At 61.6% G+C, this 23,609-nt stretch carries 30 protein-coding genes, 2 tRNA genes and 1 pseudogene; 14 read left to right on the top strand and 19 right to left on the bottom strand.

Translation table 11 applies throughout. The annotated features are described in order from the left end of the window. Positions 1 to 20: 20 nt before the first annotated feature. Both surE (EWF95_RS02190) and EWF95_RS02195 read right to left on the bottom strand, forming a co-directional pair. Positions 21 to 854: a 5'/3'-nucleotidase SurE gene (gene surE / locus EWF95_RS02190; RefSeq protein WP_142442419.1), complete on the bottom strand. Its 834-nt coding sequence runs from the start codon at positions 852 to 854 to the stop codon at positions 21 to 23. A 60-nt stretch (positions 855 to 914) separates the two neighbouring features. Next, the gene (locus tag EWF95_RS02195) at positions 915 to 1,298 is read right to left on the bottom strand and encodes a secondary thiamine-phosphate synthase enzyme YjbQ (protein ID WP_142442421.1); all 384 of its coding nucleotides are present in this window, start codon (positions 1,296 to 1,298) and stop codon (positions 915 to 917) included. Between the two features lie 80 nt (positions 1,299 to 1,378). Here EWF95_RS02195 and EWF95_RS02200 point away from each other — a divergent pair, with 80 nt between their 5' ends. Beyond that, positions 1,379 to 2,356: a nucleoside recognition protein gene (locus tag EWF95_RS02200; protein WP_246055614.1), complete on the top strand. Its 978-nt coding sequence runs from the start codon at positions 1,379 to 1,381 to the stop codon at positions 2,354 to 2,356. Between the two features lie 19 nt (positions 2,357 to 2,375). Here EWF95_RS02200 and EWF95_RS02205 read toward each other — a convergent pair whose 3' ends face one another. The 5 genes and pseudogenes from EWF95_RS02205 to EWF95_RS02225 all read right to left on the bottom strand — a co-directional run bounded on the left by EWF95_RS02205 (position 2,376) and on the right by EWF95_RS02225 (position 4,843). Continuing rightward, complete coding sequence (locus tag EWF95_RS02205) at positions 2,376 to 2,948, bottom strand: GNAT family N-acetyltransferase (RefSeq protein WP_394348574.1); 573 nt, start codon at positions 2,946 to 2,948, stop codon at positions 2,376 to 2,378. A gap of 76 nt (positions 2,949 to 3,024) precedes the next feature. Then, a pseudogene (locus EWF95_RS02210) lies at positions 3,025 to 3,249 on the bottom strand (DUF7123 family protein); the annotation flags it as partial. A 128-nt stretch (positions 3,250 to 3,377) separates the two neighbouring features. Beyond that, positions 3,378 to 3,659, bottom strand: a complete 282-nt coding sequence (locus EWF95_RS02215; protein ID WP_142442423.1) for a hypothetical protein — start codon at positions 3,657 to 3,659, stop codon at positions 3,378 to 3,380. A 208-nt stretch (positions 3,660 to 3,867) separates the two neighbouring features. Further along, positions 3,868 to 4,290, bottom strand: a complete 423-nt coding sequence (locus EWF95_RS02220) for an RNA-binding domain-containing protein (protein ID WP_142442425.1) — start codon at positions 4,288 to 4,290, stop codon at positions 3,868 to 3,870. After that, a complete protein-coding gene (locus EWF95_RS02225; RefSeq protein WP_142442427.1) occupies positions 4,274 to 4,843 on the bottom strand; it encodes an AAA family ATPase in 570 nt (189 codons plus the stop codon). Before EWF95_RS02225 ends, EWF95_RS02220 begins: the two co-directional genes overlap by 17 nt. Before the next feature lie 90 nt (positions 4,844 to 4,933). Between EWF95_RS02225 and EWF95_RS02230 the strand changes: the two genes are divergently transcribed. From EWF95_RS02230 to EWF95_RS02240, 3 genes are all read left to right on the top strand, one after another. After that, positions 4,934 to 5,008, top strand: a tRNA-Arg gene (locus tag EWF95_RS02230). A 288-nt stretch (positions 5,009 to 5,296) separates the two neighbouring features. Then, the gene (locus tag EWF95_RS02235) at positions 5,297 to 5,695 is read left to right on the top strand and encodes a PAS domain-containing protein (protein ID WP_185911671.1); all 399 of its coding nucleotides are present in this window, start codon (positions 5,297 to 5,299) and stop codon (positions 5,693 to 5,695) included. Between the two features lie 84 nt (positions 5,696 to 5,779). Then, entirely contained in the window at positions 5,780 to 6,859 is a 1,080-nt protein-coding gene (locus tag EWF95_RS02240; RefSeq protein WP_142442431.1) for an NAD(P)/FAD-dependent oxidoreductase, read from the top strand. Between the two features lie 9 nt (positions 6,860 to 6,868). Here the strand turns inward: EWF95_RS02240 and surE (EWF95_RS02245) are convergent, their stop codons facing one another. Beyond that, complete coding sequence (gene surE, locus EWF95_RS02245) at positions 6,869 to 7,690, bottom strand: 5'/3'-nucleotidase SurE (protein ID WP_142442432.1); 822 nt, start codon at positions 7,688 to 7,690, stop codon at positions 6,869 to 6,871. 109 nt (positions 7,691 to 7,799) lie between these two features. On the opposite strand from surE (EWF95_RS02245), the gene EWF95_RS02250 reads away from it, so the two are divergent. After that, positions 7,800 to 8,201: a DUF5798 family protein gene (locus tag EWF95_RS02250; RefSeq protein ID WP_142442433.1), complete on the top strand. Its 402-nt coding sequence runs from the start codon at positions 7,800 to 7,802 to the stop codon at positions 8,199 to 8,201. A gap of 35 nt (positions 8,202 to 8,236) precedes the next feature. Here the strand turns inward: EWF95_RS02250 and EWF95_RS02255 are convergent, their stop codons facing one another. Continuing rightward, a complete protein-coding gene (locus EWF95_RS02255; protein WP_142442434.1) occupies positions 8,237 to 8,662 on the bottom strand; it encodes a CoA-binding protein in 426 nt (141 codons plus the stop codon). Positions 8,663 to 8,719: 57 nt separating this feature from the next. Then, the gene (locus EWF95_RS02260) at positions 8,720 to 9,568 is read right to left on the bottom strand and encodes a geranylgeranylglycerol-phosphate geranylgeranyltransferase (RefSeq protein WP_142442435.1); all 849 of its coding nucleotides are present in this window, start codon (positions 9,566 to 9,568) and stop codon (positions 8,720 to 8,722) included. 118 nt (positions 9,569 to 9,686) lie between these two features. On the opposite strand from EWF95_RS02260, the gene EWF95_RS02265 reads away from it, so the two are divergent. Then, positions 9,687 to 9,761 (top strand) — tRNA-Arg (locus EWF95_RS02265). A gap of 99 nt (positions 9,762 to 9,860) precedes the next feature. Here the strand turns inward: EWF95_RS02265 and EWF95_RS02270 are convergent. Then, a complete protein-coding gene (locus EWF95_RS02270) occupies positions 9,861 to 10,757 on the bottom strand; it encodes a DUF3267 domain-containing protein (protein WP_142442436.1) in 897 nt (298 codons plus the stop codon). Between the two features lie 170 nt (positions 10,758 to 10,927). Continuing rightward, positions 10,928 to 13,012 carry a glycoside hydrolase family 15 protein gene (locus EWF95_RS02275; protein WP_246055615.1) on the bottom strand — a complete coding sequence of 695 codons (2,085 nt, stop codon included), beginning with the start codon at positions 13,010 to 13,012 and terminating at the stop codon, positions 10,928 to 10,930. 141 nt (positions 13,013 to 13,153) lie between these two features. On the opposite strand from EWF95_RS02275, the gene EWF95_RS02280 reads away from it, so the two are divergent. Continuing rightward, on the top strand, positions 13,154 to 13,819 hold the full coding sequence (locus EWF95_RS02280; RefSeq protein WP_142442437.1) for a DUF502 domain-containing protein: 666 nt from the start codon (positions 13,154 to 13,156) through the stop codon (positions 13,817 to 13,819). Between the two features lie 138 nt (positions 13,820 to 13,957). Here EWF95_RS02280 and EWF95_RS02285 read toward each other — a convergent pair whose 3' ends face one another. Together EWF95_RS02285 and EWF95_RS02290 are read right to left on the bottom strand one after the other, a co-directional pair. Further along, complete coding sequence (locus tag EWF95_RS02285) at positions 13,958 to 14,722, bottom strand: pirin family protein (RefSeq protein WP_142442438.1); 765 nt, start codon at positions 14,720 to 14,722, stop codon at positions 13,958 to 13,960. 44 nt (positions 14,723 to 14,766) lie between these two features. Continuing rightward, entirely contained in the window at positions 14,767 to 15,423 is a 657-nt protein-coding gene (locus EWF95_RS02290; protein WP_142442439.1) for a lactate utilization protein, read from the bottom strand. A gap of 156 nt (positions 15,424 to 15,579) precedes the next feature. Between EWF95_RS02290 and EWF95_RS02295 the strand changes: the two genes are divergently transcribed. From EWF95_RS02295 to EWF95_RS02305, 3 genes are all read left to right on the top strand, one after another. Continuing rightward, positions 15,580 to 16,026: a hypothetical protein gene (locus EWF95_RS02295; protein ID WP_142442440.1), complete on the top strand. Its 447-nt coding sequence runs from the start codon at positions 15,580 to 15,582 to the stop codon at positions 16,024 to 16,026. Between the two features lie 84 nt (positions 16,027 to 16,110). After that, entirely contained in the window at positions 16,111 to 16,614 is a 504-nt protein-coding gene (locus tag EWF95_RS02300) for a hypothetical protein (protein WP_142442441.1), read from the top strand. A gap of 892 nt (positions 16,615 to 17,506) precedes the next feature. Next, positions 17,507 to 18,226, top strand: a complete 720-nt coding sequence (locus EWF95_RS02305) for an SDR family NAD(P)-dependent oxidoreductase (RefSeq protein WP_142442442.1) — start codon at positions 17,507 to 17,509, stop codon at positions 18,224 to 18,226. A gap of 36 nt (positions 18,227 to 18,262) precedes the next feature. On the opposite strand, the gene EWF95_RS02310 is transcribed toward EWF95_RS02305, so the two are convergent. The 4 genes from EWF95_RS02310 to EWF95_RS02325 all read right to left on the bottom strand — a co-directional run bounded on the left by EWF95_RS02310 (position 18,263) and on the right by EWF95_RS02325 (position 21,054). Further along, a complete protein-coding gene (locus EWF95_RS02310) occupies positions 18,263 to 19,153 on the bottom strand; it encodes a CheF family chemotaxis protein (protein ID WP_185911672.1) in 891 nt (296 codons plus the stop codon). 101 nt (positions 19,154 to 19,254) lie between these two features. Further along, entirely contained in the window at positions 19,255 to 19,740 is a 486-nt protein-coding gene (locus tag EWF95_RS02315) for a metal-dependent hydrolase (RefSeq protein WP_142442444.1), read from the bottom strand. Positions 19,741 to 19,806: 66 nt separating this feature from the next. Then, entirely contained in the window at positions 19,807 to 20,157 is a 351-nt protein-coding gene (locus EWF95_RS02320) for a hypothetical protein (RefSeq protein ID WP_142442445.1), read from the bottom strand. A 105-nt stretch (positions 20,158 to 20,262) separates the two neighbouring features. Further along, on the bottom strand, positions 20,263 to 21,054 hold the full coding sequence (locus tag EWF95_RS02325) for a DUF5806 family protein (RefSeq protein ID WP_142442446.1): 792 nt from the start codon (positions 21,052 to 21,054) through the stop codon (positions 20,263 to 20,265). 140 nt (positions 21,055 to 21,194) lie between these two features. Here EWF95_RS02325 and EWF95_RS02330 point away from each other — a divergent pair, with 140 nt between their 5' ends. Beyond that, the gene (locus tag EWF95_RS02330; protein WP_142442447.1) at positions 21,195 to 21,557 is read left to right on the top strand and encodes a universal stress protein; all 363 of its coding nucleotides are present in this window, start codon (positions 21,195 to 21,197) and stop codon (positions 21,555 to 21,557) included. Further along, the gene (locus EWF95_RS02335) at positions 21,554 to 22,099 is read left to right on the top strand and encodes a GNAT family N-acetyltransferase (protein WP_142442448.1); all 546 of its coding nucleotides are present in this window, start codon (positions 21,554 to 21,556) and stop codon (positions 22,097 to 22,099) included. Before EWF95_RS02330 ends, EWF95_RS02335 begins: the two co-directional genes overlap by 4 nt. Here EWF95_RS02335 and EWF95_RS02340 read toward each other — a convergent pair whose 3' ends face one another. After that, entirely contained in the window at positions 22,100 to 22,549 is a 450-nt protein-coding gene (locus EWF95_RS02340) for a universal stress protein (protein ID WP_142442449.1), read from the bottom strand. A gap of 108 nt (positions 22,550 to 22,657) precedes the next feature. Here EWF95_RS02340 and EWF95_RS02345 point away from each other — a divergent pair, with 108 nt between their 5' ends. Beyond that, positions 22,658 to 23,098 carry a universal stress protein gene (locus tag EWF95_RS02345; protein WP_142442450.1) on the top strand — a complete coding sequence of 147 codons (441 nt, stop codon included), beginning with the start codon at positions 22,658 to 22,660 and terminating at the stop codon, positions 23,096 to 23,098. Positions 23,099 to 23,159: 61 nt separating this feature from the next. Continuing rightward, the gene (locus tag EWF95_RS02350) at positions 23,160 to 23,609 is read left to right on the top strand and encodes a type IV pilin (RefSeq protein WP_142442451.1); all 450 of its coding nucleotides are present in this window, start codon (positions 23,160 to 23,162) and stop codon (positions 23,607 to 23,609) included.

The raw sequence follows: 23,609 nt of genomic DNA on the forward strand, positions 1-23,609 counted from the left end.
GCACAGCCACAGCCGATCGACTATGATTCTTCGAGCGGGTACCGATCCAATGCGGCAACGAAATCGGCCGGTGGATCGACGATGCTCTGGGGCGTTCCCAACGGCGTGACGCTGATCTCGCCGTCGACAATGGCGGCGCGGTCGCTCCACGGCGGGTAGTCGTCGGTGTAGTTGTCGAGGCCGATCGGGAACCCATCGCCCTCGACCGGATGGGTCGCCCAGTAGTTGCTCTCGAAGACGTTGGTCTCACCATCGTTGTCGACGACACGGGTGTCGTAGTCGGCCAGCGGTTTGGTCACCGCGAGCGTGTCGCTGCCCGCCGCCGGGGCGTTGACGTTGAGATAGTCGACGTCGCCGTCGAACGCAGCGGTATCCTCGATCAGTGCGAGGAGATCGCGGGTGGCCGCAGCGATCGCATCGAAGGAGCCGCCGCCATCCTCGGGGAAGTACGTCTCGTGGTCGTAACCGGAGACCGCGACCGCGGGCGTACCGAGAAAGGCCGCCTCGACGGCCGCGCCGACCGTCCCCGAGTGGCCCAGAATGTAGCTGCCGACGTTCGGGCCGTTGTTGGCTCCCGAGACGACGAGATCGATCTCCTCGGATTCGGGGATGTGGCGCAGCCCGACAGCAACGCAGTCGGCCGGGGTGCCGTCGACGACGTACCCCCACTCGTGGTCGCTGATGGTGATCTCATCGGCGCGCTCATAGGAGAGATCCGATCGGGATCGCCCAACCCCGCTTTGATCGCCGGCTGGCGCGACGACCGTCACCGTCCACCTCGGCGTCAGGTGCTCGTAAACCGCAGCGAGGCCCGGACTGTCGATCCCGTCGTCGTTGGTGAGGAGGATGTGCATCTACCACAGGTTTGGTGGCCGTCGATAAAATTCCGCCGGATGGTCGGTGAAGACAACCGGTCAGTGAACGCAGAGGGTGAGCGTCCGGCTTCGCGGCCCATCACACTCGACAGCAAGGATCGACTGCCAGCGACCGAGTTGAAGATCGCCGTCAACGACGGGGACGGTCGCGCTCTCGCCGACGAGCATCGCCCGAACGTGGCTGTCGGCGTTGTCGTCGATCTCGTCGTGCTGCCAGCCGTCGTCGGCAACGAGGTCATCGAGTGCAGCCGCCAGATCATCGAGCAGCCCCGACTCGGCTTCGTTGACGACGACGCCCATTGTCGTGTGTTGGCTGAAGACGGTACAGACGCCGTCTGCGTCGTCAGGGAGCGTCGCCGCAACGCGGTCAGTAATATCGATACACTCGGTTCGATCCTCGGTCTCGACCGTGATCGAAGGCATACGCGCTGTAGGCGACAGGGGGTGAAAATCGCGGCGACGAGACCGACGCGGCTTTGGGCGCGCCGTTCGGACGGTCGGCTGTGCTGCCTGTCGACTCCGTTTCGGTCGTCGCCGACGCGCTCATCGAGGTGGCTCCGCGTGTCGCCCGGATCGCCGCCCTCGTCTCGGTGTCGGTCTATCTCGCCAACGTCGCTGTCGCCTTCGGCCTCGTCGAGAAGATCGCCGGCCTCTCGCGGCTGCTGACCGGGCCGGCCAACCTGCCCAACGAGGTCGGTACCGCGATCCTGACGACAACCGCCTCGACGACAGCCGGCTACTCGATGCTGGCTGATCTGTGGGAATCCGACTATCTCGACGACAGAGCGACGCTGATCGCTGTCGTGATAAACACGTTCTTCGGCTTCGCCCAGCACGTCTTTACCTACTACATCCCGGTTCTCATCCCGATTCTTGGCTTGGAGGTCGGCATCCTGTACGTCAGCCTGCGCGCGCTGATCGCCTTGGCGATCACGCTGGTCGGCATCCTCGCCGGCGCGCTGTTGCTCTCGGAGGCCAATTTTGACGAGGCTGTCCAACTCGATCCCGACGCGCTCGACGACGAGGAACAGACACCGAAGGAGCGACTGGTGGCGGCGTGGGATCGCACCCGGCCGACGCTGCGGCGGCTCGTCCCGCGGCTCGTGGTGGTCTACACGCTGGTCACGCTGCTGGTCGGCTGGTACGATCTCACCGCGATCACGGGGTCGGCAGATCCGTTGGTCGCGCTGGTCGGCCTCCCAGCGGCCGCCGTGCCGGTGATCGCCGTCTACACCCTCGATACGACATCCGGGGCGGCGACGATCGCGCCGCTGTTGGGTGAGGTGTTTACGCCGCGGCAGGCGGTGGCGACGCTGCTGCTCGGCGGGATCATCTCCTTTGCGGTCTCGACGTTCAAGCGATCGATCCCCTTCCAGTACGGGATCTGGGGGCCGGAGTTCGGAACAAAGGTGATCGTCGTCAACACGGCTCTGAAGATCGTCTTTATCAGCCTCACGGTCGTCGCGTTGCTGGCGATCTAACCGGATCGACGCTGGCTGGCTATCGATGCTGTGACCGCGTCGACAACGCCCGCTCCATCTCCACGTGTGTGATGCCGGCCTCCTCGAAGGGCTCGCTGACGGTTCGGTAGCCCAGTGTGTGATAGAACCCCTCCACACGCTGCTGGGCGTGGAGGACACAGCGGCTCGCGTCGGCGTCGACACCGACCGCCTCGACGGCGGCCATCAGCCGTCGTCCCCACCCCTCGCCCCGGGCTGACTGACGCACAGCTACCCGCTCGGCTTTTACCGTGCTGTCGTCAACGAGTCGTGCGCGGGCAGCCCCGACCGGTCGCTCGTTGACAACGAGGAGTAGGTGGATCGCCTCGGTCTCAGCATCATCCCATTCGAGGGAGGGAGCAACGCCCTGCTCAACCACGAAGACGGCTCGCCGGATCGCAAACGCCGCGGTCAACGTGCCGACACCGCGGTCGTTCGGTGCGGCCGCTGTGTTGTCGATAACTGCGTCGATGATAGCGGGTCCGGCAGCCGTGTCGCTGCCGGTTTCGACACCCCGTTTGGCCGCCTCGACACGCTCACTCGACGGCTTGGGGACTCGATAGCACTGGCACACGCCTTGCCTGTAGTGGTGACTATCGTATCTATCTACGGTTCGAAAGGAGTGTGGTCGTCGACGGTGAGCCGGCCGGTCAGTTGGTTCGTTCGACGCGCCAGGTCGTCGCGCTGGTGTACGACCAGCGTTCGATCGAGAGATCGGTGACCGAATCCTGGAGCTTGAGGATCAGCGCGCCGATCTCCTTCGCGGAGAGGTCGACATCGTCGGCGATGAACTTGCTTTTGAAGTACACCTCGCCGTCAGCAGCCTGCTCGCGGAGGTAGGCCGCAAGCCGCTGCTGTTTCGTCGCCGTCGACTCGGCGTCGGCGGCGTCGTCGGTGGTCTCGCCGGGGTCGTCAGAGGCTCCGGTATCGTCGGCATCGGCATCATCGCTCGATTTCTCAGGGGCTGTGCGCGTGTCGTCAGCGGGGGTGTGGTGGGAGGTACTCATGGGTGATCGTGGGTGTGGTTGTGGCCAGCGAACAGTGCGAGCAGGTGACAGCCAAGCAGTCCAAGGCCGAGGCTGCTGGGCTGGGGGCCGATCCCGATCGCAAGCACCGGCAGATACACCAAGGGGAGCAGGATCGCAACCCAGAACGCCGTCCACCGAACGGTGGTGTGGAGGGCCCGGCGGCCGTCGTTGAGGACGCGCTGGCCGCGGCGAAGCGTTGCGGCGGCCGTGCTTGTCGCAGCCGTTTCGATACGTTGGGTGGATTGGAAGCCTTTCATTTCGTGCTCACCGTCTATCCATCCCAACGACCCATACCCACATATAGTGGCCAGAGCGTTGGAGTAAATTCACCCCGAAAAACGACGAAAACGATGAACGAACGACTGTTCACGACTGTTTTAGATTCCGTTAGAAAGTTTAGAAACCTATTTGATCCCGTTTCGGTATTCGTATCAGAAAAACAGAAATAACCGCGGAAAGGTCGGCTTACTCCGCTTTCGACTCTGGATCGACGGGCGTTCCCTCCTCAGTCGGTGGCGCGATGCGGTCGATCATCGACTCGACATCAGGCTCGCGCACCGTCACCGACACCGCGATATCGCCGAGCTCGTCGGGGTTGCCGACCGCGAAGTTGATCACACCCTGAAAGGCGGCCTGTTTTTTCAGCGCGAAGCTGAATCCCTCGCTGTCGGCGTGTTTGTGGAACTCCCGACGCGCGGTATCGAGGATCTCCTGTTCGTGGAGCCGGTCGGAAAACGGATCGAGGGTGTGGGTCTCGCCGACGAGCCGGCCGTCCTCGTGGGTGAACTCCGCGTTCGGGAAGACGGTGCCGACGGCGTCGGCGACCCGATCGGTGACCTCGGTGTCGTTGACCGGGGCCTCGATCCGCACGTCAATGCTGTAGATCATTGGCACCCACCCGGGAGAGTAGTTCGCGCACCTCAGCCTGGAACGCGTCGAGGCTGTCGGTGTTTTCGATCCGGTAGTCGGCGGCGTCCATCACGTCGCCCATGCCAAAGCCGAGTTCGCGCTCGTCGCGCTCACGGAGGGCTTCGAGATCGGTGTCGGTGCCGTCCCGGCCGCGCTCACCGAGTCGCTCTGCACGGAGGTCGAAGGGGGCTTCGATGCTGACGATGGCGAAGGCGTCGCCGAACTCGTCGGTGAAGGCCTCAACCTCGGTCATCGACCGCAGGCCGTCGACGACAACGGTTTCGGTGTCCTCGTCGGCCAGGTGCTCGCGGATATGCGGCAGCGATCGCTCGGCGATGGCGGCGGGGCCGTTTTCCTCCCGCAGGGCTTGGGCGACCTCGCCGTGGTGGTCGGCGGGATCAAGCCCGCGGTCACGGCAGGCCTGCCGGATCACATCACCCATCGTGACAACCGGGATATCAGCCTCGCGGGCTATGTCGGCGAACTCGCCTTTCCCGCTGCCGGGGAGCCCAACGGTTCCGAGGATATGCATACTCGCGGTAGCGGACTGTCGGCCTTAGGTGTGCTGGCTCGCTGTCGTCAACCCAAACGGCTTTTTACCAACTGGCATGAGAATCTGATGGGGCACATAGCTCAGTCTGGACAGAGCGTCGGACTTCTAATCCGACGGCCGCGGGTTCAAATCCCGTTGTGCCCGGTTTGCTTGCTGTGAGCGTCGCTGTGTGAGTGTCGCTGTGTGTCACAACTTTGCACAGACAGCCGCCGACTACTCGACAGTGTCCATGAGAGTTACATCTCAGCCATCGTCGACTGCGATAGTTCAGGTATCACAACCTAAATCGCGCATTTGGTTGTTATTCGACATTGTTCTCCGATATATAATGTATGATAATGGTAGAAAATGGCAGAAAACTTATTACTCGTGATCGAGTATCAACTTATGCCGCAGAGGCATTCCACCACACTCCCGCTGTCGGCCCACCCCATGACCGCAACATCGAATCAGTTCGTCACCCAGTTCGGGCAGCTTCTCCACCAGATCGACGACGCCGTCGTCAAATTCGAGATCGAGGACGGCGAGCCGATCGTTGTCGACGCCAACCACGCCTTCCGCGACCTGTTCAGCCCCGACATGAAGCGCGTGATCGGCCTCCCGCTGAACGACCTCATCGTCCCCGCCGACCGCGAGGACGAAGCCCAACAGTTCGACCAGCGCACCGCCGACGGCAAATCGAACGTCGCCTTCGTCAAACGCGCGGCCGTCGGCGGCGAGAAGACGTTCCTGTACCGTGGGATCCCCTACGGAGACCAACAGGAGTTTGCGATCTACACTGACGTGACCGACAAGGTCGACGACCACGAGGAACTGCTCGACCTGCTGTAACTGTTCGTCGCCCGAGTGCCGGCTGTTCAGTCCGGTACCGTTCCACACACAACCTACATACGGCCCCTGTTCCTACAGTCGGCTATGTCATCAGAACCACCCGCGGACGACCACCGGCGGCTCGTGATCGCCGGCAGCGGCATCGCCGGGCTGTCGGCGGCGATCTACGCCGCCCGGTCGAACAACGAGCCCCTCGTTTTGGAGGGCGACGAGCCCGGCGGCCAGCTCACGCTGACGACCGATGTCGAGAACTATCCGGGCTTCCCCGAGGGCATCTCCGGGCCGGATCTCATCAACGAGATGAAAACCCAAGCCGAAAAGTTCGGCACGGATATCGAAAACGGCGTCCTCGATGACGTTACCGTCAAAGGCGAGGGAGCCGACCGCCAGTTCCGGATCACGCTCACCGACGACACGGTTTACACCGCCGACGCCGTGATCGCCGCCTCCGGCGCGAGTGCGCGCACGCTCGGGATTCCGGGCGAAGACGAGTTGATGGGCTGGGGGCTCTCTACCTGTGCGACCTGCGATGGGGCGTTCTTCCGCGATGAGAAGATCGTCGTCGTCGGTGGTGGCGACGCCGCGATGGAGGAAGCGCACTTCCTCACGAAGTTCGCTTCGACGGTCTACATCGTCCACCGCCGCGAGGAGTTCCGCGCCGAAGACGTGTGGATCGAACGTGTCATGGAGAAAGTCGACGCCGGCGAAATCGAGATCATGCGCAACACCGAGGTAACCGAACTCCACGGCACCCAAGCGGACGGGATCGACCACGTCACGATGGTCTCGAATCCCGAAGGCCACCCCACAGAGAAACTCGGCGACCCCGACACGGAGGAGTTCGAGTTCGACGCGGGCGCGGTGTTCTACGCCATCGGCCACACCCCGAACACCGACTATCTGGAGGGCATTGGCGTCGACACCGACGACGAGGGGTACCTCATCACAGAGAGCGGTCGCGGCGGCGGGCAGACGAAAACCGGCGTCGAGGGGCTGTTCGGCGCGGGCGATGTGGTCGACTTCCACTACCAGCAGGCCGCCACGGCCGCCGGGATGGGGGTGCAGGCCGCGCTTGACGCCGACGACTATCTCGACGAACTTGATCGCAAGCAGGCCGCCGCAGCCAGAGACGCCGGCGCGGCCGCCGCTGAATCGGACGACTGAGCGAACGATCTATTCTCCGTCGGCTTCTGTTTTCGCGTTCGACGAGTAGGCAGCGACGATCTCGTCGAGGGCGTCGTGCTGCTGTGTCGAGTGCGGCGCGGTCAGCGGCGAGACGCTGATCTCGCCGTCGGCGACCGCGCGGCGGTCGGTGCCGACCGGGTCGTCGACGCTGTCGCCGCGCATCAGTTCCCAGATGCCGTCTTTGAGCGCGATCTCGCGGTCGCCGTTCCGTTCGGCCCCCATCTCGTAGCGCATCGACGGCTGGGTGACGCGCATCGGGATCGACCCCGAAACACCGGCGTTGTCGACGAACGGGACGTTCACGTTGAGGTAGTCGGCTGCCTCAAAGACGCCGCTCGTCGTGGCGTGCTCGACGAGGTGTTTCGTCGCCCGCCGGGCGGTGGCGAAATCCGCCGGTTCGGTCGCCAGCGACGCCCAGTCCTCGCCGCCCTCAATATACATCGACACCGAGATCGCGGGAACGCCGAAAAATGCCGCCTCGACGGCCGCGCTGACGGTGCCGGAGCGACCCAAGACGTAGGCTCCGAGGTTACCGCCCTTGTTGCAGCCCGAAACGACGAGATCGACATCGGGGCAGATCGAGCCGAGGCCGGCGATCACGCAGTCGACGGGCGTGCCGTGAACCGCATACCCGTACTCGTGATCGGTGAACTCAACGGTCTCGGAGACCGTCCGGCCGACCGCGCTCTGGTCGTCGGCCGGCGCGACGGCGACGACATCGGCGACCGTCGACAACCCCTCGTAGAGGGCGCGAAAGCCGACGCTATCGATCCCGTCGTCGTTCGTCAGCAAAATCTGCGGCGCGTCCATACACCCCGTCACAGCGGCAGCACGAAAAACGCTCGGGCGAGCTGACAGGGCGACACGCGCTGTCGCCGACAACCACAACACACACAACGCGGGCGGCCGACGATCGGGTATGGGACTCGGAAGCACGGCGAAAAAGATCCAGACTGTCGCCGACACCGCCGAAAAGATGTATCGCCGGCTCAACGCGCTCCGCAAGGAGGTCGAATCAACCAAGCGGACGGTCGAGGACACCGGTGGCCGGGTTCAGTCGCTCGAAGACGAGATCGCCGAACAGCGCGTCATCCTGGAGGCCATCGGCGACGAACTCGATGTCGATATCGAGGCTGCCATCGACGACGCCGATCTCGAGGACACTGATACCGACGCAGAGACCGACGACAGCGAGGAGATCCCGGTCGAAGAGGGCAACGGCGACGATGATTCGGTCGACTCGAATAAGAGTGATAGCGACGGCGGCGACGACAGTGGCGGCGACGGCGACGACAGCGACGAGGCCAAGCCGAGCCAATAGCGACGGCCGACGTACTCGCGTTCGACGCTACCGAATCAGTCGGCCATCAATCGCTGGTGTTCGACTTTCATACATCGATCCTGAACCGTTGTGAGTCCGGCAGCCTCAGCGTCGACGAGTGCCTCGTCGTCGGTGATGCCGAGTTGGAGCCAGATCGCCTCAATATCGCCGTCGGCGTCGTGGCGGGCGAGCGTCTCATCGACGATGCCGGCGACCTCCTCGCTTGGCCGGAAGACGTTGACGAGATCGATAGCGGCCTCGACCTCCTCAAGCGAGTCGACTGCGGGTTCGCCCAACACAGTGTCGGCGTAGGGGTTGACGGGATGAATCCGATAGCCGTGTCGCTGGAGATAGGCGGGGATCTCATGGGCCGCTTTGCCGGCGGTCGTCGAACAGCCGACGACAGCGATCGAGTTCAACCCCAGCACGTCGCGGAGCGCATCATCGTCACTGACTCGCATACACTATCTATCGCGGCCACACGGCAAAGAGTCACCGGCGGTAGGGTTGAGACCGACTCAACCGAGGACGACCGCCGCCCGCCCGACGACGAACGCTGCGGTCGCAAGGAACATCCCGCGTTTGAGCCATCGCTGGCTCACGGTCGGATCGCGGAACGAGCGGAGCGCGGCCCACAGCATCACCGCATCGGCGGGTACAACAACGAGTAGATAGCTCAGTCCAAATGTACCGTCGAGATACGGCACCGCGCTCGCGGTGACAGCGACCACCAGCACCGCGACGCCAGTCCACAGCGCGGGGGTTCGGCCAACGACGATCGGAAACGTTCGTAACCCTTCCTGCCGGTCGCCGGCGATATCCTCAACATCTTTGACGATCTCCCGTGTCAGCGTTGCAACTGCGGCCAAGAGAAACAGCACAGCCGCGCCGAACGGGGCACCGAGGGCCGCCCCGCCGAAGAGGAACGCGCTCCCGGTGAGATAGCCGACGAGAATGTTGCCGAGGAGCGGCCGGCCTTTGAACCACTCGGTGTAGGCGACGAGCGCGAGCAGGTTGACGACGGCGATCCCGATAGCGACCAGCGGCAGCGTAAGTGCGGCGACGGTAGCGATCACAAAGCAGGCACCGCTGACCCCGAGCGCGCCGCGGGCGGAGATCGCCCCGCGAGGGATCGGTCGGTCGGGTTGGTTGACAGCGTCGATCTCGCGGTCGAAGTAGTCGTTGATGGCGTTGCCGCCGGCTGTCGCGGCAAGGGTAGCGAGGACAGCCGCGGCGACAGCGAGCGGTGCGGCAGCGACGCCGCCGGTGACGAACGCGCCGGTGGCGGTGAGCACGCCGGCGGCAACCGCGTTGCCGGGGCGGGTGAGTTCGACCGCCGCGCGAAGCGAGGGCGACAACGACGCCATACGCCTCGGTGGTCGGTGGCGGTGAATAAAGGGGGTGGTTCCGGGAGTCGTGTGACCGACTGGCCTACGATGGGGAGACCGACGCGCTTATTATTCGAGGTTCGGAACGAAGGAGTGCGGGCGCTTAGCTCAGCTTGGACAGAGTGCTTGGCTTCGGACCAAGTTGTCGCGGGTTCAAATCCTGCAGCGCCCATGGTTCTGCCGCCAAACAAAGTGAGGAGTCGAAACTGGGCAAAGAGATATGAACCAGACGACGGCTAAACGAGGTGAGATCGACGGCGTGGTTCACAACTTAGGCGACGTCGATAGGTACCTGTTTGCTTCGGCGATAGCTCCGGGCGAACGCATACAACAACCCGAGTAGTCCACCCACGCTCAGGACACCCGGGCCGAGGCTGATCGAGATCTCCTCTGCGGTGTTGACGAACGCAAAGAGATAGGTGAGCGTCCCCGGTGTCCCGATCGTTATCGACTCGACACCGAGTGCCGAGAGGAGTATCGGCCCAGCGAGTGCCAAGAGAATCCCCACGGCGAACAACGCCACCGCTGCGCCGGCAAGCCCATCCCAGACGAGCGACGTAATCGACAGCGAACGCGGTTTATCGCTGTCTCGTCCGAGAATTCGGACGCCACTTTCGTGGTCGACGATGCGGATGTGCGCCGGGTAGCTCACTAACATGAGTGTCATCCAGATATCCGCGACTGCACCGGCGGCGTTCAACGTCAGTGGGATAGCCAGCCACCCCCAGTCAAGAAGGATCATCAGCGGGATACCGACGAGCGTCATCACGACAAGCGGCGTGAGGAGTACCACGATGAACTGGTTGCGCGTGAACTCGTGGTCGGTCGTCGCATACGCATACGGGAGAATAAAGTGGGCAACACCGACACCGTAGCGAGGCTCACCACCGTAGTACCGGATGGCGAGGCCATGAAGCCACTCGTGAGGAACGAGAATCGCCGTCCCGAGAAACACGAGGACGAGGATGTTCACCGGGGTTGCAAGCCAGCCGATCGACTCCGGTGCAAACTGAAACGTGACCGCGTTCCCGGTTGTAAGCTGATAGAGGCCACTGAAAACAGTCCATCCGACGAGCATCCCCAACGTACCGATAGCCAGCATCTGGATCGTAAGCCCGCGAGTGAGTTCGAGATCGGCGAGCACCCGCTCAGTAGACAGGTCAGTCATCCGCTAAGATACCATCCCATTACGCAAAAGCATTCGCACCATACCCGATACACACCCTGTCTCTTGGACGGGTAGCGGATCGATATCAAATATCTGTTCATAGTAGCGGGTTTGCGACCGGCGACAACCTCACCCGCTTCGTCGATGCGACCGTCGAGCTGATGGTATTGCTACGCCTCGGGCGCAAGCCCGAACGGCTCGCCGCGGACGTGGCTCTCGGCCAACAGGACGTACATCGCCTGGCTCCACTGGAGGTTCGCGTTCCACGAGACGGTGCCGTCGCCGTCGACGCGCTCGGGGAGGAGTCCCGCTGTTGTCGTCCACTCGGTTGAGTCGTCGAGGTGGTCGACGACCGCGTCGCTGTCGAGGCCGCTCTGCCAGCGCGCCATGTCGGCGTAGGCCTCACAGAGCGGCCAGCCGCCGTCCTCGGGCGCGCCGCTGGGCGTGTAGCGATCCGCGGGATACCGCCCGACACAGGGCGTGCTGTCGGCCTGCCAACGCGGGTCGGCGGCGAGTTCGGCCGTCGAAACCAACTCGTCGGCATCGGCGTCGACGACGTTCCACGGCCAGTAGGCCATGAACGCCGCCGCGTCGGGGCGGGCGTCGGGCGCGGGGTGGATGTTCCCCTCCGGCTTGTCGGCGGTCACGAAGTGGCTGCCGTACTGGGTGTTTTCCTTGAAACAGTATCGCTCGAAGTTGTCGGCCCACGTCTCGGCTGTCTCCCGGCAGTCGTCGGCGAACTCGCTGTCGCCCTTTGCGTCGGCCAGTTCGGCCATACAGCGCAGCCCGGCAATGGCCGCGGCCGACCCCTCCGTGGTGTGGCCCCACACTTCCTCCCATGGGTCTTGATGCGGTTTGGGGAAGCCCCAGCCGTTGTCCCAGTCCAGCAGGAATTCAGCGGCGCGTTTCGACATCCCGTAGTGGGCATCCAGATACTCATCGTCGCCGGTTTCGTCCCACAGCAGCCAGTGGGCGTAGATCGGGCCGCCGACCTGATCGAGTTGGAGCGCGCGCCAGTGGCCCTCGCCGGTGGTGTAGTAGTTCTGCCACCACGTCCCCCGGCGGTCGATCCCGCGGTCGTCGTACGTCTCGTCGGTGATCTGGACGCCGTCGAGCCAGCCGACCGCGAGGGCGGCCTCCTCGACCGCACCCGCCGCAAGGAGTGCCTGAACGATGATCACCTGATCGCGGGGCCAGATGAACTTGTAGGTCATATCGTGAGGTTTGAACGCCCCTGCGATGGTGGCACAGCAGCCGTCCTGAGCGGTTTTGATGCTCGTCAGCGACCGCTCGTAGAGATCGGTCACCGTCGGATCGTCGGTCGGCGTCTCCGTAATGCCGTCGTGCCACTCCTCCCATGCCTCGATGAACGCGTCGAGTTCCGCCTCGTAGCCGCGGTCGAGTACATCGCGGGCGTGGGCGATGGCATCGGCCTCACTGTAGCCGAAGCCGACCGCCGTAAGCCACTCGACAGTGTGACCCGCCGCGTCGGTGTCGTCGTCCTGGCCATCCCCGCAGTGTAACCCGAAGCCGACATCGAGGTCGCCGGTCGCGGTCTCGTTGGCGTCGATCCAGCCGTTGTTGTCCTCGTAGATATCGCTCCACGCGCTTCGATCCGGGCCGCGTGACTCGCCGGCGACGCCGACACGGTGGCCGTCGAATCGTCGGCAGTCGCCACGCTGTTGGGCGAAGGCGATGTAGCGGTCGTCCTCGTCGTCGTGGGCAACGATCACGTCGCAGTCGTCCTCATGGCGGACGGTTGCGGTCTGTTCTGTGATGTGGTGTTCGTGATCGTGGGCCGTAATGCCGAGCTTCGAGATCGTGAACAGCGTCCGCTCGCGGTCGTCGGCGAACGTCGCTTTGTTGTGGAGCAGCAGCGCGGGACAGTCGATGCTGGCGACGGCGCGTTGGGTCAGGTCGGCTTCGGTGCCGTCGGCAAAGCGAAGGGTGTTGGTGAGGTGGAGTTCGGGAACGCGTTTCGAGTGCCAGTCCACCTCGCTTGTGACGGCGTCGTTGCGGCTGTCGAGCGTCTGGCCGAGGTCGGGATCCCAGACGAGCGTATGGAGGTTGTAGAACAGCTCGACATCCGAGCGGAACGCCGACGTTTCCTCGATCAGTGCGCCGTTCCACTCGCTGCGGGGGTTGTCGGCGTAGCTGTTGGCGGTGACCATCGTATGCTGGCTGTCGCCGCTGGGCGTGCTCATGAGGGCGTCCTTGTCGCTGGCGACGCGGAATGCTGCTGGCGGTTCGTCCATACACACCTCTTGGGGCGACGACCCAATACGGTGTGGGTGGGGTGCAGCGATCACACCTATTGTGATACCACCAGGCGAACCGTGAAGCAGACCCTTGTATCCTAGAAGATTCTTTATCGTACAAAAACACGTCAGGGATAGATGTCAGAGCAACAGCTCAAACGGAAGTTTCTGACGGGTATCGCCGTGGTGATCCCCCTCGCTGTCTCAGCGTGGGTGCTGTTGTCACTGTTTACGTTCGTCGGCGGGGTGCTCTCACCGATCGGTGAGATACTGTCTGAGAGTGGCGTCGAATCGGGAACGGTCGTGATCATTATTCAGGTGTTGAGTGTGGGGCTCATTGCGATCTTGGTGTTGGCTATCGGGACGATCGCACAACGGCAGGTCGGCGAGAATATCATCAAGACGGTGGATGCCTACGTGACACAGATCCCGGGCATCGGCTCGGTCTACCAGACGACGCGGCAGATGAGCGACCTCGTACTGGATCCCAGCGAGGATGGCGCGCAGTTTCGGGAGGTAAAACTCGTTGAGTTTCCGGTCGAAAACGCGTACACGCTGGCGTTTCTAACGTCGGAATCGCCACCTGAAAGCATTGCGACGGCCGCAGACCGCATTACCGGAGCAGAGTCGACAGCGTATCAAACCGTGTTTCTACCGATGGCACCCAACCCGGTGATGGGCGGCCATCTAACCCATGTCCCGGTCAGCAGGATCGAGGATGTCGATATGACTGTTGAACAGGCAGTCCAGTACATCCTCACGACCGGGATCGTGGACACAGATACATCGGTAGAGCGTGTGTGACGACGCGCGCAAGATCGGCTTGTCCTCTCATGAGGTCACGTTCTCTTCGAGACACGCACGCTATGCATGTTAGCGCGGAGTTAGTGCAATGTGTCGTCAGGACGGGATCTGTGAATCACCGACTGATGGGTCTGCGAATCATCGGCCGATTGTACCCTGACGCGTGATCGGAGCATCAGGATTGATAGTAAACGCGACAAGTGTGGAATCCTCCGTCGCGGTAACGGGTATGTCGCTGTCGTCAGTCACAAGCGCGCTCTCAGTGTAGCCGAGCGACCCCTCGCCGACATCGACTGCACCATCGAACACGTACAGATAGGTGTGCCAGCCCGCCCGCGATGGCAGCGTGGTCGTCGTCCCGGCGGCAAGCCGACAGTCGTAGAAATCGACGGCGTTGCGAACGAACAGCGGCGCGTCGGTTCCCTCGGGGCCGAAGAGGTGTCGCCACTCGTTGTCGACGCGGTTGGGGATCGGCTCGTGTTGGATGCCGGGGTCGAGATCAAGGCTGTGCGGTCGGACGAAGATCTGGAGCATCCGCAGCGGTGGATCGTCGGCCAGCGTCTCCTCGGCGTGCCAGAAGCCGCTGCCGGCGTTCATCACCAGCAGGTGGTCGGCGTCGGTGACGAGTTCGTTGCCCTGTCGGTCGTCGTGGCGCATCACACCGTCGGGCACCCACGAGATGATCTCCTCGTTGCGGTGTTGGTGCATCCGGATCAGCGTGCCCGGATCCATGAACGACTCGACGACAGTCGCCAACGGGCCGTAGCCGTGGTCGTCGTGCTCAGGGACAGCACGGCCGGGAAAATTGAAATGGATCCGGAACTTGCCCTGATTCTGCGAGATCTCTGTTCGCGGAGCCGTGTAGAGCGTCGGTTGTGTCGTCGCCGAGGGAGCGTCGTCCATTGTAACCTGTAGGGAATCACCGAAGATAGGTGCTGTGTCGCCGATTAGTATCCGAGCTCCTCGCGGACGAGCAGCACCGTTGTGCGATCCTCCTCCAGCTCCTGTCGGAAGATGAGTTGTTTGGCGATGGCGGATTCAACGCCGTAGGCCTCTTTTGCGCGCTCGTTTTCGAGCGGATAGGCCACGTTTTCGAGGCGATCCAGCGCGTCTTCCAGTGAGGGGACGATCTTGTTGATCCCACTGACGATGACGACGTTGCTGGCGGCGAAGGGGTACGCGCCGATCCGGCTGCCCGAACGATCCGCGGCGACGAGTTCCCCCGTTTGGGAGATCCCGTTGACGCTCCCGAGGAAGTAATCAGCCGTCTGTGCGTCGCGCCGGGCTGCTTGGCGCTCGGCATCGTCGTCGATACCCCAGATTCTGTCGGACAGACTCTCCCAGTCGTGGTCGCCGTCGCTGAGATACTCGTCGAAGCCGATCTCTTCGAGCGTTGTTGAGTGGCCGTTCATCACCGAGGCGTCGGCCGGGATGTGCGATTGGAGGGTTTCGAGCGCGTCCTCGGCGGTGTCGACGACAACGACATCGAACCCATTGGCTTCGAGATTCTCAACCGTCTCTTCGACGGCGTCAGCAGACGGGAGTTCATCTAATTCAGCGTCGATACCGGCATCGTCAGCGTAGGCTGCTTTCTCATCAGGCATTATCAGTCATTCAGTGCAAGGGGTGGAACCGCATTAAGCCTCAGCACACATCGATGTCGGGTACTAACACCGATGTTACCGGCGGAAACAACACGACCCTCAAACCACTGTTTGAGTGTTACGAACGATTTACCTCGGCGAGTAGACACAGCAGGTATGTCCAATGAATCGATCCGGTGGTCTGTGTTAGCTGGAGCGTATATGTTCCTCGTGGGGGCGGTGCTCTCGATACCGCTTGGGCTTGGGATTCAGACGACGATTCCGTTTCCACTCCAGTTTGGTGTCACTCTTGGCCTTATCGGTGGACTCTGTTGGGGTGGTTTCGTCGAATATCCCTCGCGGTATCGCTACCTTCGTGGCGCGGGATGTGGTGCGCTCGCCGGGATCGTTACAGTTGTCCTGTGGCTCTGGTTTTTTGCATTCGTCCTTGCCGGATTGCCACTTGAAGCTCTTTCTGCTGGAGCCCTGTTTTTGCTCAAAACGCTAAGTGTTATCGGAGGGATTGGTGCGTTGACGTTGGGGCTTCCAATGATGTATGCTCGACGACGGGACAACTCACCGGTTGAGAGAACGGACGGCAACGAGAATGATGATCTCACCTAAGCGGTTGCTCGGAGTTACCTTGTTCACATTGGACAGGAAACACAAATAGCAGGCTTACCAAACGAAAGGGCGACACTCAGAGAGATGAAACCAAAATCAGCTGGACTGTGTGTAGCCGTACTGGTACTCGTGGTGACAGCTGGGTGTTTGGCTGGTGGCAACACCGCTACCGACTCGCTGGTGTCAACAAACGAGCGGTGTCTGACCGACCAGGTTCCGAACCGGAGTACAGTCACCGATACTGAGGTCCTCAATTTCACGCCGTATCCTGAGCCACCGACTGTGGTCAACCGAACGAGCGTGACTAACTTCGTCAAAGCCGTCGAGCGTGCATACGAAGGTAACCGACTGCTCGTCCAGACTGAATCAGTACAACTCTCGTCGGCGAATGTAACCGTTACAGCTACCAATACCACACAACAGGTGGAGGGATACTCAGTTGACGTGAAAACCCATATTTCGTTTCAGTCGAGTGCCGGCATTGGAATGACGGTCAGTAGGGTAACGTATTTTGTGAACGAAACGACGCTGCGGCGACAGCCCGGCGGTGGAACTGCAGGCGACGGTGTTGTCATTGCTAAGTGCTGAGTGAGTTGGTGGAGATGATTTCGAGAAGCTGGTCAAAGAACCTCGTTCTGATAGCGAATATGGGTTGAGAACGGTTCTATCATGCGATTCCCATGGGTGAAATCAAAATTTAAGATAACATATGACTTTTCACCAACTGACACAGTGGTGACGGTATATGCGAGTTCACTGGGCTGTGATTGGATTCGGTGTGCTAATCATCTGTGCGGGGTGTTTAGGCTCCCCAGCCTCACCTGCAGATACCAATTCGTCATCAACGATCCAGGGCCCTTCAAATTTGACAGTAGCGGAGATCTCGTATGGCCCTGATATGGATCATGCTGAGGATGTAGGAGTCGGTGATACCCCCAAACCCGATGTTACGTCAAATGAGTCTCATGCAGTAATTGAGGGTGCAATCTTCGGGACAGGAGATCCAAAATGCATTGACATCTCTGGGAATGTCATCGAAAACTCGACCGACTCACCCACAGTAGTAATTCAGAGCAATACATCCCCTCCACGCGGAGAGGGGTGTAATGCGACCGCGTTCAAGTGGCCCTATCGGGCTACACTTACCTTCGATGACCAACCACCACAAACGATTCACGTTCAACATGTGAATGATGGAGAACAGCTGAACGCTTGGACAATCACCGTCAATCGTCGTGATCGACTGATCTCTCTATTCTGAGGATTTCGGAGAGCGTTCACCGATTTGTGTAGCGAAGATTCCAGCCAAGGAAGCGTAAGAACGCGATCGCACACCGTGCGTTTCGAACCAGATGTATCAGTCTGTCATCTGAAAGATGCCAAATGACGCCAGCGGTCAATTAGATGTCGATCGGCTGGGATCGGTTCAATGATATCGCCCGGCCCAGAGTGTTTTGCCCTCGCACATCCAATGGAGCGTATGACACAGACCGCAGTCATCGCCGGTGTCGGCCCGGGCCTTGGCGAGTCAATAGCACGAACGTTCGCCGAAGAAGGCTGTAATGTCGCGCTGTTCGCTCGCAGTGCAGACTACATCGAAGAGCTCGAGGATGACCTACCGGATCCTGGTGACGGACTGGCCGTCCAAACAGACCTACAGGATGTTGCTGCCATTGAGTCTGGTTTCGAGACAGTCAGAGACGCCTTCGGGAGTGTCGACATCCTCGTCAACCACGCCAGTGCAGCTGTCTGGAAAGGCCTCACCGATATCTCACTGGAGGAGTTCGAAACCGCCTGGGAGGTCACCGGCCGTGGCGGGTTTGTCTGCTCGCGGGAGGCTGTCGAGGACATGCGTGAGACCGGCGGCGGCACGATCATTTTCACCGGTGCGACATCGGCCGTTCGAAGTCTCGGTGGAACGATCGGATTCACCGCAGCGAAGTTTGCAGCCCGCGGGATGGCGATGGATATCGCCCAGGAGTTCGGCCCCGAGGGCATTCACGTTGCCCATGTCGTACTGGACGGTCAAATCGATACCCCCGACTTGCGGGCGCGTAACCCCGAGCGAGATGCTGACACACTACTGGATCCCGAGTCGATTGCCGAGACCTACTGGCATCTCGTCGAACAGGACGATCACAGTACCCAGCCCTTCGAGGTGCATATCACGAACGGCCCACAGAATACGGAGTTCATGTAGAGAAACCCGAGACGAGAAACAAATCGTGAACAAGTGTTAGGTGTTAACGGTTTCAAGCTCTGTATTCGCCAGCATCTTTCCTTTCTGTGTCAGTCCCACGCCATCATCGGGATGGGTGACTAATCCATGGTCTATTGCGTCCTCGTAGATCGACTCAAATTCGCTCGTATTTCCATCCGTGAGCGCGTGCATGGTCTGTTTGAGGTTCTGAGTGGTGTAGTAGCCGACGACGAGCTGGGTTTCGGCCTCGCTCACATCCGTCTCATCGATCTCCGCTTCGAGTTCGGCGTACTCCGTCCGGAGATATCGGTTGAACAGATGTTGCAGCCGCGTCTCGATAAGGCTCAGATAGCTGGTGATCCGTGTCTGGGATTTCATGTAGTCGACCTTGATCGCATCGCGTTTTGCCTCACCGATGGTTCGTTTGCCGGATTTGATATTCACGATCTCCCCGAGAGCGACCGTTTTTGATGACACCGAATCCGTCTCGAAGACCACACGATCGGGCTCGATTGCGACCTCTACCTGCTCTGCGTCTGTCCCTGTCTGTTGGCCACCTTTCTGGGCTCCCAACTCAGCAAGCCCATCGGCACCGTTGATGATCGCAGCAAACAGCTGATACTCAAAGATGTCGGCGTACTCCGGATCGTACTCGATAAAGCAAACACCGGAGCCGCCCGCAGGCGAGAATTTGATGCCGAACACCTGCTCAAGCTCGTCGTCAAACTTCTCGGGTGGGGTTCCGAGGGTGAGATCGGTCACGTCATCGAGAGAGATGTCGATTGATTGACTGCCTGCCCGAAGCGAGATGCTATCGCCGTCGATTTCACAGACGCCGTTCTGAACATCCGACCGCCTGATGGCGTTGGAGTAAAATCGAGTCTGGAAGCTTGCTGAGAAATCGGTGGAATTGCCGACGGCACTCATAGCCCTGTAATAGATTCGGGTACGCCCTACTATCCTATATATCCCCGTTATCATCAGCGACGCGATCACCACCACTGGCGGCCGCGAGTACCGCCAGGTGCTCAGACGAGCCCGGCAGCAACGACCACCCACACGCCGGTTACAGCGATCCCGCTGACAAAGAACGCGTAGTTCGCAACCGTGTTGTCGGCCCGCGTCACCGAGAGCGAATAGCTCCGTGGCAACGGCCACAGCAGGGGGACACCGGCGGGCGTAAGCGCGTCACCGACGAGATGAGCACCGACAACGAGGACACCGAGCAGAACGCCGAAAACACCGAGACTCATCCCAGCAACGCTGAACAGCCCGGCGAGGACAGTCCCGATCGCGCCAAACAGCCCGCCAACGAGAGCCGCAAACAGCAGCGAGTGGGTCACACCCCGATGGTCGATCACCGGGAGGCGGTGGTCGATATCCGGCAACATGGTGAGCCAACACATCACTACCCCCGTCAACAGCGCGGCTTCGGGTTCACCGACGGTCACGAGCCAGTAGCCCACCGGCGCAAACACAAGCAGTGAGACGCCGAGATGCCCCTTGCGGTACATACGCCACCCCTGCCGAGCAGCTACAAAAGGGGTTCGACTCCCACCACACCGCTCACGTCATGGCCATCAGTTCCCGCGTTGTCGTCGAGCGGCCCACTCATCTTTCGAGACAACATACAGCAGCACCTCGGTGGTAAGCCCCTGGTCGTCGGCATCGGTATCGACCGTCGAGTAGTGGATCGCGCGGTCGACGACGCGGAAGCTCATATCCTGCTCGCCGCGGGGGCGCGTGGTGTTGGCGTCGTCGGTAAACTGGATGTTATGCAGGCTGACAAGGTCGCCGACGGCGGGGACCGGCGGCGAACTGCCGGAGACAGCACCGATCTCCTGTTCGGTATCCTCATCAAGCAGGATGATATCGGTCTGCTCGGACTGCGGTTGATCATCCGGAACATCGAGGGACGCGTTGCTGGCCATACATTATAACGAATTAACATTAGTATTAAACTGTCGGCTGCGGTCGGAGCTCACCAGTTTAGCACACTGTGATCACCTACTCAGAGAACCCACGATCACCACACCCTACTCAGAGGAGTCAGGCGTGTGGGTGTGACCACAGTTGGGACACTCGACTTCCTCACTCCGGAGCTCCGCGCTCTGCTGGCGGACATCCCGCATCACCGAGGAGATGCGTTCCTCGGCGTTGAGTTCGTCGGCGACAGCGAGGTCGACGCCTTCGACCTCCAAGAGGAACTTGGCGATCTCGGTGACCTCATACATCACGTCGTCGAGTTCGTCGGCGGTGAAAAAGCCGGACATCGCCCCATAGAGGAACGTCGCCCCCGCCTGAGTCACCTTATCCTCGAAGGATGACCGCGCCTGATTGACCGCCTGTGGGCTGTAGGTATCGGTCATAAAGGGAACCAGCTCCGGGAGGTTCTCGCCGATCTTCGTCATCTCGACGCCGGTTTCGGTGCGGAAATCCGCACAGAGGCGCGCGATCGCCCACTCGCGGGCGGTGATGTAGGTTCGATCCCGCAGAAACTCGTTGACACGGTCGTACTGCGCGCCGTCCATCTTCGTGAACCGCTCGTATTTGCGAACATCGTCCGGAACGGCTGTCTCCCCGGCGGTCGACTCCCGGGCAGCATCCGTGGTGTCGGCCTCGCCGGCGGCTGTCGCCGTGTCGGCTGCTGCCCCGGTCGGCTCAGCGGTGGTCTCCTCACCGACTGCCTGCCCGTCGTCGCCGCGGGCGGACTCGTCTTCGCCGACCGCCTGCCCGTCGTCGCCGACCGCCTGCGCGTCATTATCGGTCGGCTGATCGCCGTTTCCGGCTGCCGATCCCGGCTCGGCGTCGGGGGTGTCGTCGTCCATGCCGGCCTTCCGACCGGCCGCTTGAAAAACGTTGTCGTGGCCGGCATCACACCCGAGAGCACGACGGCCGCGCCGGCAGCGATGCCGACAGCTGTGCCGACGGACAACGCTTTTAGTGAGTCGCCGTAACCGTCTGTTGCATGAACGTACTTGTGGGGGTCGGCAGTCCAAACGACTCGCCGGCTGCCATCGAACAAACCATCCAGCGGGCGGCGATGGTCGCCGACGAGCTGACCGTCGCCATCCTGAGCCCCGAGTCAGCCGACGGGGAGTCCCTCGATGCGACCGTCGCAACGACACTGGATGAACAGGATCTCACGGCCTCGGTACGCCACATCGAAGGCGAGCCGGGGAGCGGACTCGTCGACCTCGCGGAAGCCGAGGCGGTCGACGAGATCGTGTTGGCCGGTGGACAGACGAGCCCGATGGGAAAGATCCGGATCGACAACACTGTTGAGTTCGTCCTGCTCAACGCACACACAACGGTGACTCTCGTCCGATGAGTTCGGATCGTCGCTACCCCGAGACGGTATCTGGCCCGTTCGAGAAACCGCCCGTTCGCTTCGCCGATCGGGAGGAGCGTGATATCGAGATCCGGCCGTATGACGGCTCCGATGCCGAATACGAGGCACTGGCGGAGATGTACGTCGAGTTCGACCCCTCGGATCGCGCCCAAGGGATTCCGCCGGGGCGGGAGTCCCGGGTGCGAACCTGGCTCGATGGTATTCTGGCGGAGGATTGCTACAATCTGATCGCGTGGGACGGCGACACCGCCGCCGGCCACTCAACGCTCGTGCCCGACGGCGACGACGACTACGAGCTGGCGATCTTTGTCCTCCAAGACTACCAGGAGGCCGGGATCGGCACCCACCTCATCGAATCGCTGCTCGGCTACGGCTACAGTGAGGGGATCAACTGCGTCTGGCTGACCGTCGAGCGGTGGAACCACGCCGCCGTCTCGCTGTACGAGAAGGTCGGCTTCGAGACAACAGGGGCCGAAAGCTTCGAGCTTGAGATGGCGATCCGAATCAGCGAAGACGAGTAGCTACACCGACAACACGGGCTGACTCGCATACAACAGGACGTACTCGGCGGCTTTTGCCAACACATCGGTATCGGTGTCGCTGGCCGGCTCCCGCGGCACGACAACGAAATCCGCGCCAAGCTCCTCGGCCGTATCGAGGACGACACTTCCCGGATGCAGCGTCTTGATCTCCGTCGAAAAGCCGCGGGTGATCGACGTTGAGACATCGACACCGGTGTCGGCAGCGATCTCCTCAAGCGTGTCGCTGAACGATTCGGTGTCGTCGGCGATCTCGGCGTCGGTAACGGTTCCGTCCTCCAGCCCGCGCACCCGCGGCTCACCAAGGACGTAGACAGCATGGACGGCCGCGTCGTACCGGTCGGCGATCGCCACCGCGTACTCGGCGGCGGTTGTCGATTCCGGGCTCCCGTCGACCGGGACGACAACGAGCTCGATATCCAGATCGGCCATACCCCATCCCTCTCCCGGCGACCACAAAAACACTCCCTTCCGTCGGCGATCGACACCCAGCTGCTCGAACACCACCAATTTATGACCGCCGCGGTCGAACCGCCGGCTATGTTTGAGACGATCGTCGTGGCGACCGACGGCTCCGACAGCGTCAGCCGGGCGGTCACCGTCGCACTCGACGTTGCCGCTCGGTTCGACGCGACCGTCCACGCGCTGTCGGTGATCAACGTCGACGCCAACGAGGATGACGACGACCGACGGGCCGAGCTGACCGCCCACGCCGAGGACGCCCTCGCTGCGGTCGAATCCGAAACCGACCAACCGGTGGTGACGGCTGTCCGCGAGGGTGAGCCCGTCGCGGAGATCACCGCCTACGCCGAGGAAAACGACGCGGATCTGGTGACGACCGGCACGCGCGGCCGCCACGGCGAAAACCGGTTTCTCCTCGGCAGCGTCGCCGAAGATGTCGTTCGCCGCTGTCCGGTTCCGGTGTTGACGGTTCGACAACTGGCAGCCTTTGAGGATGACGAGGCAGTCGACGCTGTGTAGGCTGACACCGTCGATCACGCCGTAGCTTCAAGTACGAAGCCGAAGCCACGGCGGGATACCGATGGTCGATCCTTCGTCTTCGAGCGATGATCGTGGCGTCTCGCCGGTGATCGGCGTGATTCTGATGGTCGCACTGACGGTGATTCTGGCGACGGTGCTTGGAACCGTTGTGCTTGATTTCGCCAGTGGAGTCTCCGAGCAGCCGCCGCAAGCCGCCTTCGACTACGAGTTCGACAGTGCCGATGACAACGTTACAATCACTCACGTCAGTGGTGATCGGATAGACAGTGAAACGATCCGGATCACGATTGGTGGTGATAAGGCAGTCTCTGGCACTAATTCCGATTTTCAGGGGACAGACTGGGAGGACTCTATACGTGCAGGTGGTGGAATAGAGATCGGTGACCATGATGTTAACGGTGATATCTCAACTGGCGACACCGTCCGAATCATCTGGGAAAATCCATCAAGCAGTTCCGCAAACACCATCGACAGCCGCGAATGGCCGTGA

The organism is Halonotius roseus, from assembly GCF_006861655.1.
Classification (GTDB): Archaea; Halobacteriota; Halobacteria; order Halobacteriales; family Haloferacaceae; genus Halonotius; species Halonotius roseus.

Bases quoted from the DNA above. Each gene is read 5' to 3' on its own strand.
- surE (WP_142442419.1), bottom strand. From the start codon at position 854: ATGCACATCCTCCTCACCAACGACGACGGGATCGACAGTCCGGGCCTC.
- EWF95_RS02195 (WP_142442421.1), bottom strand. From the start codon at position 1,298: ATGCCTTCGATCACGGTCGAGACCGAGGATCGAACCGAGTGTATCGAT.
- EWF95_RS02215 (WP_142442423.1), bottom strand. From the start codon at position 3,659: ATGAAAGGCTTCCAATCCACCCAACGTATCGAAACGGCTGCGACAAGC.
- EWF95_RS02220 (WP_142442425.1), bottom strand. From the start codon at position 4,290: ATGATCTACAGCATTGACGTGCGGATCGAGGCCCCGGTCAACGACACC.
- EWF95_RS02225 (WP_142442427.1), bottom strand. From the start codon at position 4,843: ATGCATATCCTCGGAACCGTTGGGCTCCCCGGCAGCGGGAAAGGCGAG.
- EWF95_RS02235 (WP_185911671.1), top strand. From the start codon at position 5,297: ATGACCGCAACATCGAATCAGTTCGTCACCCAGTTCGGGCAGCTTCTC.
- EWF95_RS02240 (WP_142442431.1), top strand. From the start codon at position 5,780: ATGTCATCAGAACCACCCGCGGACGACCACCGGCGGCTCGTGATCGCC.
- surE (WP_142442432.1), bottom strand. From the start codon at position 7,690: ATGGACGCGCCGCAGATTTTGCTGACGAACGACGACGGGATCGATAGC.
- EWF95_RS02250 (WP_142442433.1), top strand. From the start codon at position 7,800: ATGGGACTCGGAAGCACGGCGAAAAAGATCCAGACTGTCGCCGACACC.
- EWF95_RS02255 (WP_142442434.1), bottom strand. From the start codon at position 8,662: ATGCGAGTCAGTGACGATGATGCGCTCCGCGACGTGCTGGGGTTGAAC.
- EWF95_RS02260 (WP_142442435.1), bottom strand. From the start codon at position 9,568: ATGGCGTCGTTGTCGCCCTCGCTTCGCGCGGCGGTCGAACTCACCCGC.
- EWF95_RS02270 (WP_142442436.1), bottom strand. From the start codon at position 10,757: ATGACTGACCTGTCTACTGAGCGGGTGCTCGCCGATCTCGAACTCACT.
- EWF95_RS02275 (WP_246055615.1), bottom strand. From the start codon at position 13,012: ATGGACGAACCGCCAGCAGCATTCCGCGTCGCCAGCGACAAGGACGCC.
- EWF95_RS02280 (WP_142442437.1), top strand. From the start codon at position 13,154: ATGTCAGAGCAACAGCTCAAACGGAAGTTTCTGACGGGTATCGCCGTG.
- EWF95_RS02285 (WP_142442438.1), bottom strand. From the start codon at position 14,722: ATGGACGACGCTCCCTCGGCGACGACACAACCGACGCTCTACACGGCT.
- EWF95_RS02290 (WP_142442439.1), bottom strand. From the start codon at position 15,423: ATGCCTGATGAGAAAGCAGCCTACGCTGACGATGCCGGTATCGACGCT.
- EWF95_RS02295 (WP_142442440.1), top strand. From the start codon at position 15,580: ATGTCCAATGAATCGATCCGGTGGTCTGTGTTAGCTGGAGCGTATATG.
- EWF95_RS02300 (WP_142442441.1), top strand. From the start codon at position 16,111: ATGAAACCAAAATCAGCTGGACTGTGTGTAGCCGTACTGGTACTCGTG.
- EWF95_RS02305 (WP_142442442.1), top strand. From the start codon at position 17,507: ATGACACAGACCGCAGTCATCGCCGGTGTCGGCCCGGGCCTTGGCGAG.
- EWF95_RS02310 (WP_185911672.1), bottom strand. From the start codon at position 19,153: ATGAGTGCCGTCGGCAATTCCACCGATTTCTCAGCAAGCTTCCAGACT.
- EWF95_RS02315 (WP_142442444.1), bottom strand. From the start codon at position 19,740: ATGTACCGCAAGGGGCATCTCGGCGTCTCACTGCTTGTGTTTGCGCCG.
- EWF95_RS02320 (WP_142442445.1), bottom strand. From the start codon at position 20,157: ATGGCCAGCAACGCGTCCCTCGATGTTCCGGATGATCAACCGCAGTCC.
- EWF95_RS02325 (WP_142442446.1), bottom strand. From the start codon at position 21,054: ATGGACGACGACACCCCCGACGCCGAGCCGGGATCGGCAGCCGGAAAC.
- EWF95_RS02330 (WP_142442447.1), top strand. From the start codon at position 21,195: ATGAACGTACTTGTGGGGGTCGGCAGTCCAAACGACTCGCCGGCTGCC.
- EWF95_RS02335 (WP_142442448.1), top strand. From the start codon at position 21,554: ATGAGTTCGGATCGTCGCTACCCCGAGACGGTATCTGGCCCGTTCGAG.
- EWF95_RS02340 (WP_142442449.1), bottom strand. From the start codon at position 22,549: ATGGCCGATCTGGATATCGAGCTCGTTGTCGTCCCGGTCGACGGGAGC.
- EWF95_RS02345 (WP_142442450.1), top strand. From the start codon at position 22,658: ATGTTTGAGACGATCGTCGTGGCGACCGACGGCTCCGACAGCGTCAGC.
- EWF95_RS02350 (WP_142442451.1), top strand. From the start codon at position 23,160: ATGGTCGATCCTTCGTCTTCGAGCGATGATCGTGGCGTCTCGCCGGTG.